This is a genomic window from Calditrichota bacterium (assembly GCA_016867835.1).
In the GTDB taxonomy this organism is placed as follows: domain Bacteria; phylum Electryoneota; class AABM5-125-24; order Hatepunaeales; family Hatepunaeaceae; genus VGIQ01.
On sequence record VGIQ01000103.1, the window covers coordinates 1 to 10,027 of the forward strand.

Genomic DNA, 10,027 nt, shown 5'->3' on the forward strand with positions numbered 1-10,027 from the left:
GGTGGATTCTCGGGGATGTTGGCGTCGAGCAGATAGAGCGCGGTCCGACCGACGAGCACTTTCCAGATATGCGCGACGAGCGCTTCGCCGGCAATATCTACCGATATGGCGAGCGGCTTGCCGGCAGCATCCTTCATCCGGCTAACCGGCATATTATACCAGTCGTTGATCGGATACCGTTCGCCCTGCCAGCCGTCGATATTGAGATATTGCTCGAAGTAGCCCTGTTGATAGAGCAATCCCACACCGACCAACGGAAGTCCGAGATCGGAGGCAGCCTTGAGGTGATCGCCGGCCAGGATGCCGAGTCCGCCCGAATAGACCGGAAGGCTTACGCCAAGCCCAAACTCCATGGAGAAGTAGGCGATCTTCAGTTCCCGCTCGCCGGGATGCATCTCATCGAACCAGGTGCGAGCTGAAAGGTAGTCCTTCAACATCGCTTCGACGCGCTGCAAATTGGCGACGAAACTGTCGTCGAGGGCGGCTTCATCGAAGGACTTCTGGGAGAGTTCGCCCAGCATCATGATCAGGTTCTGGCGACACTGCTCCCAGGTCGGAGCGTCGAGGCGCAGGAAGAGTTGGACGGCGGGCCAGTTCCAGGTGAACCAGGTGTTCATACCGATTTCCCGGAGCGGTTTCAATGGCTCGGGTAGATTCGGGATGACGTGAAAGGACTTGATCTTCAAACTGCTACTCCAATCGGATGTTTAGAGACCGATGCTGCGGAGCAAGTTGCAAGCGTATCAAAGGTGCGGCTATATGCCGCGGGGTGTCCAGTAGCGCTTGGTGCCGCGCAAATACAAATACAGACCTTGCGGTGCAGCCAGATTCATCATCAGAAAGTAGAAAGCCTGCGAAAAAGGAAAGAGTCTGAAACTAAAGAGATGCAAAAGTCCGCCGATTAATCCTATGGCAAAGAGTATAATCAAGCCTGTAGCAATTATTGTATGAACTGGCGAGAGTCCGTAAAGCAACAGCCCCGAAAGTGCAAAGACGAGAAAGAGGAACCCGGCATACCAGCGCAGAATCTTGTAGGAAAGAGTCAGGAATAGTCTGAATGGTCCAGCCTGTGCGCCTAGCCGCAGGGCTCGTGCTGTCGAATTGATCGTAAGACCGATGTTGCGGGCTCGGCGACGAAGTTCGGCTGCCATCGTCGGGCCGGCTTCTTCAAAGCCTATGGCATCGGGCTCAAAGACCACTCGCGCGCCTGTGGCGAGAACTTCCAACGGCGCGATTACATCTTCGGATATAGGCAACGGCCCTAACGGACGATAAAGGTGCTTGCGCAGCGCATATATGCCTCCCACACACCCCACCAACGCTCCAAATCGGCTCATTGACATTTTAAGGCTTACTTCGAAACTGCGATAGGTTGATTCTTCCTGAAGCGCAACGCCGGGCGCCAGAATCACCTTTAGATTGCCGCTGACGGCTCCGACTTGGGGATTGGTGAAGGCTGCCGCAAACTTGCGCAAGGCGTCATCCTTAAGTATAACATTGGCATCGGTTATCACGACGATGTCATTCGATGCCAGTGGGACAATCTGATCCAACACTCCCTGCTTGCCGGATCGTTCATCCATCCGCACCAGACGGACGTTTCGACCAGCGTAAGAGCGGACAATCTCGTCAGTGCGGTCGGTAGAAAGGTCCGATCCTACGAGCACCTCGACGCGGTCGGCGGGATAGTCCTGATCGAGTAGATTCTCTATCTTCTCCCGGATGACGGCCTCCTCGTTGTAGGCGGCGATGGCGACCGTCATCCCAGGAAGTCTATCAATCTTCATCTCAGGTCTTGATGGCCGACCTATGAATAGTGCAGCCAGTTTGAGAAGAAGTAACAATCCAAAGTAATTGTGGAAGAGCAATCCGGCACTGAGCCAAAAAAGAGTTTGGAGCAGTATTGCCGCGCCTTCGCTCAACGATTCGACTCCAGCATCTTCGCCGCTTCGCGGCCCCACCTGTCTTCGCCATAATCGCGCTTCACGCCGTTCAGAATGCGACGGGCTTCCTCCGTCTGCCCCAACTCGATCTTGATGCGGGCGGCTTCGATCTGCGCCGGCGCGGCCCATTGCGGAAAGGCGCCGAAGAGATACTTGACCTTAAGAAATTCAGCAGCGCCCTCCTCCTTCCTGCCGATTCGAGTCTTGATGGCCGCGGCCTCAAACTGCGCTTCCGCGCCTACCGCATCCGACCGGTCGGCAGCGATGCGGGTTACTCGATCCAGCGCCTCGTTAATGCGGCCTTGATCGGTCAGACAGCGCGCTAGTTCAATATTGGCTCGTGCGGCTGACTCGCTTTTCGCATCGCCCGTCGCCAATGGCTCAAGCAGTCTTATCGCTCCGGATGGATCACCGTCGCGCCGGACGAGGGAAGCCTCAGCAATGGCTGCTTCTCCGGCTAACTCGAGTTTCGGGAAATCGCTCCGCAACACCGCATAAGCCCGTCGCGCCGCGAGCGGATCGCCTCGCGCCTCGGCGATGCGCCCCAGTTGTAGCAGAGCCATTGCCGCGAACTGGCTCTTGCGGTCGCGGCGAACGAGGTCTTCCCAAATGGGCACTGCTGAAGTCGTGTCCCGGTCGTCGAGGAGCGCTTTGCCGCGCCAGAATAAAGCGGCCGGAACGTGTTCACTGCGGGGATGTTGTTCCACCAGTCGTCGGTAGGCATCGGCCGCGCGCCGCCGGTCGCCGCTGTTGTAGAGCAGGTCTCCAATGCGCAACGCTATGTCATCGACCAGCGGACTGGTTGGGTTGGCACGGGCAAATTCGTCGGTGACCCTCAGTGCTCGATCGACATCCCCCAACTGGAGCGCGCACCATTGCAGTCCGCTGATGGCATCGCCGACCAGCGGCGAACTCGGATAGTCGCGTATGACGCGCTCGTAGGCATCGGCGGCGGCGGCATACTGCTTGAGGTTGTACTTAACATCGGCGATGCCATAGGCGGCTTGAGGACGATAAGTGGAGGAGGGAAATTCGCGCAGTAACTTCTCATAGGACTCTCCAGCCTCGTTTAGACGACCACCCTGGAACATTGCCCACGATGCCATGTAACGGGCATCGTCGCCATACTCCGAAGACGCATTATGACCGGCGAAGGAGTTGAACGCCGCAGCAGCGTCGTCGAACTTCTCCCGCTTAAGGATGCAGACCGCGATCTGATACTCAGAGCGCACCTTGTCGTCAACAGATATCGCTTTGGCGGCATAGCGCCGGTAAATATCTTCCGCGCCGGCATAGTCCTTGGCGCTGAACCGGCAATCGGCGGCACGCAGTTCGGCATCGAGGGCGTAACGGCTCTTGGGATGCTCGCGAACAAATTCGCCGAAAGCCGTCGCTGCGGTTCGATAGTCGCCCGCCTTATAGAGCGCCCAAGCCCGGCCGTATCGCACCTCCGGCAGCAGCGAGTGCTGCGGATACTTCTTCAAGAACCGCTGGTAGGTATCTCCGGCTGCACGATAGTCTCCACTGCGATAGAACGACTCGGCAAGATAATAGAGACCCTCAGCTTCGCGAGGGCCGTCGGGATAAGTGTCGAGTTGCTGCCTAAGGTAGATTGCTGCTGCCGAGTCCTCGCCTGCCTTATGTCCAAGATAGCCCGCCGTAAAGAGAAGTTCCTCATGGTCGGGGCCTTTGGCAGTCGCATTCATCACCGCACCTCGAGCGGCGGTAAAAGCGCCTTTAAGGTCGCCGGTCGCTTCAAGAGCATTCGACATCAGACGTTGAAGCGTTATACGATCTGCAGTTTCGAGGCGCCCTTCAGACGCCTTGTGCAGCGCGGTGAGGGCTTCCGACGGCTTGCCGCTCTTCAGCCGGTAACGGCCTAACTCGATCCCGGCCCGACCACTTGCCGTCGATGAAGGCGCTTCCTTGAGAATGCCCTGCCACATCTCAACCGCGCGAGCCGGATCGCCGGACTTCATCCGGGCAACGCCGGCTTCAACCTCGGCTATACTACCCAGGTCGGATCCCTTGTAACGGCGGGCCGCCGATTCGTAGAACGCTGCCGCTTCGCGCCATTTCTCCTGCCGTGCATAGACCCACCCCAGGGCAAAGGCTGCTTGAGGCGCCGGGGCGCCAGTCGAGTCATCCGTCAGCACAGTCCGATAATGCGCTTCAGCTTCGCTGAACTTTCCCTCACCGGTAGCGATTTCGCCAAGGAGAAAGCGTGCCCGGCGACCGGTCTCGTTCTTCTCAAGGGCTGCCGGTTCGAGCATCCGGCGCGCGGCATCGAACTGCCTCCGCCCATAGTAAAGGATGCCCGCACGATATCTCGCCGACGCCGCCGAAGCGGCATTGGGAAAGTCCCTCCAGATAGCCTCATAGGCTGCCAGCGCAGCGGTCGTATCTCCTTTGACCTCCCGAATGAATCCGATGGAATAGGCCGCCCAGGGCGTCTGGCGGTGCCTGGGGAATCGCTCCATCAATCGCCGGTAGGTGTCGAGCGCGGAGATCGTATCGCCGGTCGCAGCAAGTGCCTCGCCCAGCCAGTAGAGGCCGTCCGGCTCATATTGCGAATCGGGATGACGCTTGAACAGATTGCGCAATGCGCTGACCGCTGCATCGTTACGACCCTCCTCGAGCAGCGTCTGTCCCAGCCTGAGCGCTGCCGCATCGGCAAGTTTATGAAAAGGATGCTTGTCGAGGAATCGCTCCAGCGCATCTCGTGCTGCGCGCCATTGCCGAAGTTGAAAGGACGACTCGCCAAGGAGATAGAGCGCCTGCGGGGCACGGTCCGAATCAGGCCAGCGCAGGAGATATTCCGAGAGGCGCGCAACAGCCATCTGATACATCCCGTCCCGATAGAGACCGAAGGCGTGGGCAAAGTCCTTGTCGGCGGCGCTCGGCAGCGCAGCGTAAACCGGCGCGAAGGCTGCCAGGAGTCCGGCGATGACGATCAGAAGGGCAAGTTGCCGCGTGATGTTGCGAGAGGCTATAAGACGACCTTTAGGACTGGGGATAGTCGTTCAATATACCGCTCCACCTTTTAGGTGTCAAGGCACTCCCGAATGCCGGAGGTTGCCGGTAGGTTTCGGGGAGGGTATATTGATATATGTTTTTGATGATCCATAGTGCCGGATAGTTCCCCGTTCTCAATGGGACGAGATTCACTATGAAAGGTCGTGAAGGTCGTCCTTTGCGCCGTTTGATCCGCAGGTTTGCCCCGCATCGGCTCGAGATCGGTCTGGCAGCACTCGGGACAATCTTCTTCGGGTTGGTCAACTCAGCGGTAGCGCTGGTCATCGCCGGATTGATGGACCTCTTTGCCGGAGCCGGAGCCTTGACTGCAGATGCACCGTTTTTGATCCAGGTCAAACGGGCACTCGGCGGGTTCGTCCTTTACGACATCACCCTCACCAGCCGCGATCAAGCCCGGACGATACTCCTTTATCTTGTCGCCGGGACGGTCGGACTGGTGCTCTTACAGGCGCTCTTTCACTTCGTCAAGGAGTATCTCCTCTGGCGGGCAACTTACGGCGTCCTGACGCAACTAAAGGCCGACCTCTTCAGGAAGGTCATCCATCTCCCAACGGCGCACTTTGACCGCGGTCGGTCAGGGGACATTCTGGCCCGCATCACCTACGACGCATCGCAACTTGAGGGTGCGATCCGGGCCGGAATCAACGTTACGAAGTCTGTCTTCTACACCTTCCTTTATGTCGGAATGATGTTCCTGATGGCCTGGCCGCTGGCGCTCATGGCGCTGGCGGTCTTTCCGCTCTCAGCACTGGCCATCAAACAGTTCGGGGGACGAATGCGCCGCGCCGCCGGACGGCTCTCCCAAAATGTGGCCGATTATACGTCTTACTTGTCAGAAGCGATTGCCGGAGCGCGCGTCATCAAGGCGTTTGGCCGCGAATCCACCGTCCTCGATGCTTTTTCTGCAAAGTTGAAGGAAAACTACCGCTGGGGGATGAAGGGCGCCAAATATGCATCGCTCCACAATCCTACCCAGGAGGCGATATCGACAGTCGGGCTGGCAGTTTTGCTTCTCTTCTGCGGCTGGCGCATTCTGACAGGAGCGATGAGCATCGGCGACCTTACCGGCTTTGTCGTTCTGCTGGTCAACGCCTACAAGCCGATAAAGGATCTGGGCGAGATCAACAGCGTCCTGGCCCGGGCCTCGGCATCGTCGTCGCGGATCGACGAACTCCTCGCATCTGACGACGAAGCGGATGTCGTCCGGGGCGGCGATCTGCGTCCGGACTTGTCCGGTAAGGTTGAGTTTCAAGGGATCGAGTTCGGTTACCGGACCGGCGAGCCTCCGGTCCTGCGGGGTCTCGACCTAACCATTCAGCCGGGAGAGACGGTAGCGTTAGTTGGTCCTTCGGGAAGCGGCAAGTCAACACTGCTGAGCCTGCTGCTGCACTTCTATCCGCTTGAGCGGGGGATGATCCGGTTCGATGGGCACGATGTCACCCGGATCGACACCGCCTACCTTCGCAGCCGGATTGCCATTGTCCCGCAGGAAACGCTGCTCTTTGCCGGCACCATCGAAGAGAACATCCGCTTCGGACGTACGGAGGCTACCCTCGAAGAGGTCGTCGCCGCTGCAATTGCCGCCAATGCCGAGACCTTTATAAAGCGCCTGCCAGACGGCTTTGCAAGCCAGACCGGCGAACGGGGCGTCCAACTATCGGGAGGCGAACGTCAACGCATCGCTATCGCCCGTGCGATCTTGAAGAACCCGGCGATACTCTTGCTCGACGAAGCGACCTCGTCGCTCGATACCGAATCGGAAGCCCTCGTCCGCGATGCCCTCGACCGCTTGCGACAGGGACGGACGACGCTGGTGATAGCGCATCGCCTCTCGACGGTGCAGTCGGCCGACCGGATCGTCGTCCTAAGTGAGGGACGCATCGCTGAGGAGGGAGCGCACCGCGAGTTGCTGGAACGGAAGGGTATCTACGCCCGACTCTGGGAGCAGGGAAGATTGAATGCCGAATGAACGTCTAATGCTGACCACCGACCTATGCGCGTTCTGATTGCCGTCGGGCAGGGGGGGATATACGCTGGTGGAGCCCACCAGGCGCTGTTTGCCATTATGGGCCTCAAGAACCTCGGCATCGAAGTCAAAGCCGTCTGGGGGCCTGACGAACGCGAAGGGGTAAAGGGTCTGGCGCGGCTGGCCGCCGTCTGCCCCGACTACGAAGTGCTGCCCCTCCAGCACCGACCGACGGGTGCTTCGTTGCGCGCATTCCGTAAAATACTGAAGGACTTCGATCCTGATGTCGTCGAGGTCTTCAAGTCTGGCGCGCAATATCACGCCCTCTTCGGCGGCATCGGCCTTAACCGACACGCATTGCTCTTTTACCGCGGCATCAGCCGGACGATGGACTACTTTCAGGAACTGAAGTATCGCCTCAACCGGGTCGATGCAGTCGTGCCGAATTGCCGGGCGCTTGAGCGGATCATCCTCTCGACCGGACGGATAGCACCCGATAAGGTGCATTTGATCTACGACGAGGTCGATCCAGTCTGCTCCGTTCCGGAGTCCGTCGATACGACCGGCCTGAGGGCGGAACTCGGCATCCCCGAGGAGACGTTCCTGGTTACCCATCTTGGCAACTACTCCCCCTGGCGCGGACAGGACGTCCTGATCCGGGCGGCTATGTTGCTGAAGGAAAAGGGTGTCGGGTTTCACCTCCTTTTTTGCGGCGGCGACACCGGGCAACTGACGCCGTTCGTCGCCGACCACGGAATAGGGGACATTACCACTCTCTCACCCTACCGCCGCGATCCGGCGCGAGTTTTAAAGATCAGCGACCTGGTGGTCAACTCGTCTATCGGCAACGAGAGTCTCTCGGGAGTGCTGCTGAACGCTCAAGCGATGGGAATACCCTGCGTAGCCAGCCGTATGCCGGGGTTCGACGAGTCGGTGGCAGATGACGAGACTGGTCACTTGGTGCCGGTCGGGGATCCGGAATCGCTTGCAAAGGGCATTGAGACTTTTTTGCTGATGCCCTCCGACGAGCGAAGGAATTGGGGCGAGCGCGCCAGGTCGCGATCCCGACTGATGTTCTCATCCGAAGCCCGCGCCAGGCAGCGGATTGAGGTCTATGAACGAGCCATACACCATCGGCGAATGCAAAACAGATAGTAATGTCCACCGTCATACTTCTGACTCTCTCGAACGTCTTCATGACCATTGCCTGGTATGGGCACTTAAGATACAAACAATCAGCGCTCTGGAAGGTGATCCTCATAAGTTGGGGCATCGCCTTCTTCGAATACTGCCTGCAGGTGCCGGCGAACCGGATCGGCCATAGGCATTACAGCGCGGCCCAACTGAAGACTATCCAGGAGGTGATCACGCTGGTGACCTTCTGCGCCTTCTCGATCCTTTACCTGAAGGAAGAGTTCCGCTGGAACTACGCCGCCGGTTTCGCCTGCATCCTGTTGGCGGTGGTTTTCGTCTTCAAGGAGTGGTGATTCGCTAACGGAACTCCTCCATACATCGTTAATCGCACATCTATCAATATGAATCGTTATCGCTGCAGCGTCTGCGGCTATGAACATATCGGCGACGAACCGCCCGACGTCTGTCCCGAGTGCGGAGCGCCCAAGGAAGCCTTTGTCGAAGTCGAAGACGACAACTGACGCGGTCCGGTTGAAGGCGTTCTTTGAACGCCTGATGACGGCACCGGAGCGGCATCTTCTCCTCGACTACGACGGGACGATAGCGCCCTTTCAGGTCGAGCGTATGGAAGCGCGCCCTTATGACGGAATCGTGCCGCTTCTTGAGGAGATTCGTTGCGGCGGCACAGACGTAGTAATCGTTTCCGGTCGTCCGTCGAGCGAGGTCGTGAGCCTCCTCGGATGGCAGCCACACCCCGATATTTGGGGCTGCCACGGCTTTGAGCACCTCACACCATCCGGCAATCGGGAACTCATTCAGATCGAGTCCGATCTGGAACAGGTGCTTGACGAAACCCGCCTGGCCCTCATTGCGGCAGGCTGGAGCGATCTCATCGAAGTGAAGCCGGGTAGCGTTCCGCTGCATTGGCGAAGATGCACGGAAGCCGAACGCGAACGGATGCGAACCGTCGCCGGGACAATCATGGCCCGGGCGGCGGCACGCGATCTCCGCCTATCCTTTCGAAACTTCGACGGCGGGCTGGAACTGCGCGCCACGACCAGAACTAAAGGGAGAGTCGTCGAAGATGTTCTGAAAGGTGTCGCGGCTGACGCAGTCGTCGCTTTTCTGGGTGACGACCTGACCGACGAGGATGCATTCGCCGCGCTGGGTGACCGGGGCCTGAAGGCGCTCGTGCGTAGTGAGTGGCGTCCCACCTTGGCCGAAGTCCATCTTATGCCACCGGAGGGTCTATTCGATTTTCTCGATCGGTGGCTTCAGGCAACAAAGGCGAAGCGATGAAGTTCCGTCTTACACCTCCGGTCATGCGCGAGGTTGAAGTGGCCCGTCTGGTGGCGGTCTCGAACCGGCTGCCCATTGTGCTGAAGAAGAGCGGCGAAGAATGGAAACTGCTGCCCGGTGGAGGCGGACTGGTAACCGCCATCACCCCGGTTCTTAAGAACCGCGGCGGACTCTGGATCGGCTGGTCGGGAACAACCGAAGAGGTCGATTGGTCGCGCGAACTCGACGCCTCCCATATCGCCGACGGCTATACGCTCGTGCCGGTCACGCTCACGCGTGACGAAGTCGAGAACTTCTACCTCGGCTTTGCCAACCAAATCGTCTGGCCGCTCTTTCACGACCTTCAAACGCGCTGCAATTTCGAACCGCGCTTCTGGAGCGCCTATCAACAGGTGAATGATAAATACGCGACGGTGATAGCCAACTTCAGCCAGCCGACCGACTTTCTCTGGGTGCACGACTATCACCTGATGACCATTGCCAGGTCGTTGCGCAATTTGGGCGTCGAACGCAAGAGCGGCTTCTTTTTACACATCCCTTTTCCGCCCATGGACATCTTCCTGCGCCTGCCGTGGCGAGCGGAGATCTTGCAGGCACTGCTCGAGTTCGACATCATCGGGTTTCAGACCCTCCGCGACAGGCGCAATTT

8 protein-coding genes are annotated in these 10,027 nt (G+C 58.7%); 5 read left to right on the forward strand and 3 right to left on the reverse strand.

Translation table 11 applies throughout. The annotated features are described in order from the left end of the window. From FJY67_09660 to FJY67_09670, 3 genes are all read right to left on the reverse strand, one after another. Positions 1–686, reverse strand: a 686-nt coding sequence (locus FJY67_09660) for a glycosyltransferase family 1 protein (protein MBM3329718.1), incomplete at its 3' end; no start/stop codon positions are given. A 69-nt stretch (positions 687–755) separates the two neighbouring features. Continuing rightward, positions 756–2,072 carry a glycosyltransferase family 2 protein gene (locus tag FJY67_09665; GenBank protein ID MBM3329719.1) on the reverse strand — a complete coding sequence of 439 codons (1,317 nt, stop codon included), beginning with the start codon at positions 2,070–2,072 and terminating at the stop codon, positions 756–758. After that, positions 1,919–4,792 (reverse strand): tetratricopeptide repeat protein, encoded by a 2,874-nt coding sequence (locus FJY67_09670; protein MBM3329720.1) that lies wholly within the window; start codon positions 4,790–4,792, stop codon positions 1,919–1,921. Before FJY67_09670 ends, FJY67_09665 begins: the two co-directional genes overlap by 154 nt. Before the next feature lie 320 nt (positions 4,793–5,112). Here FJY67_09670 and FJY67_09675 point away from each other — a divergent pair, with 320 nt between their 5' ends. The 5 genes from FJY67_09675 to FJY67_09695 form a co-directional block, all read left to right on the forward strand. Further along, the gene (locus tag FJY67_09675; protein MBM3329721.1) at positions 5,113–6,948 is read left to right on the forward strand and encodes an ABC transporter ATP-binding protein; all 1,836 of its coding nucleotides are present in this window, start codon (positions 5,113–5,115) and stop codon (positions 6,946–6,948) included. Between the two features lie 24 nt (positions 6,949–6,972). After that, positions 6,973–8,100 carry a glycosyltransferase family 4 protein gene (locus FJY67_09680; protein ID MBM3329722.1) on the forward strand — a complete coding sequence of 376 codons (1,128 nt, stop codon included), beginning with the start codon at positions 6,973–6,975 and terminating at the stop codon, positions 8,098–8,100. A 2-nt stretch (positions 8,101–8,102) separates the two neighbouring features. Then, positions 8,103–8,432, forward strand: coding sequence for a DMT family protein (locus FJY67_09685; protein MBM3329723.1), 330 nt, complete (start codon positions 8,103–8,105; stop codon positions 8,430–8,432). Between the two features lie 79 nt (positions 8,433–8,511). Then, complete coding sequence (gene otsB, locus FJY67_09690) at positions 8,512–9,378, forward strand: trehalose-phosphatase (GenBank protein ID MBM3329724.1); 867 nt, start codon at positions 8,512–8,514, stop codon at positions 9,376–9,378. A 23-nt stretch (positions 9,379–9,401) separates the two neighbouring features. Beyond that, positions 9,402–10,027, forward strand: a 626-nt coding sequence (locus FJY67_09695) for a trehalose-6-phosphate synthase (protein ID MBM3329725.1), incomplete at its 3' end; no start/stop codon positions are given.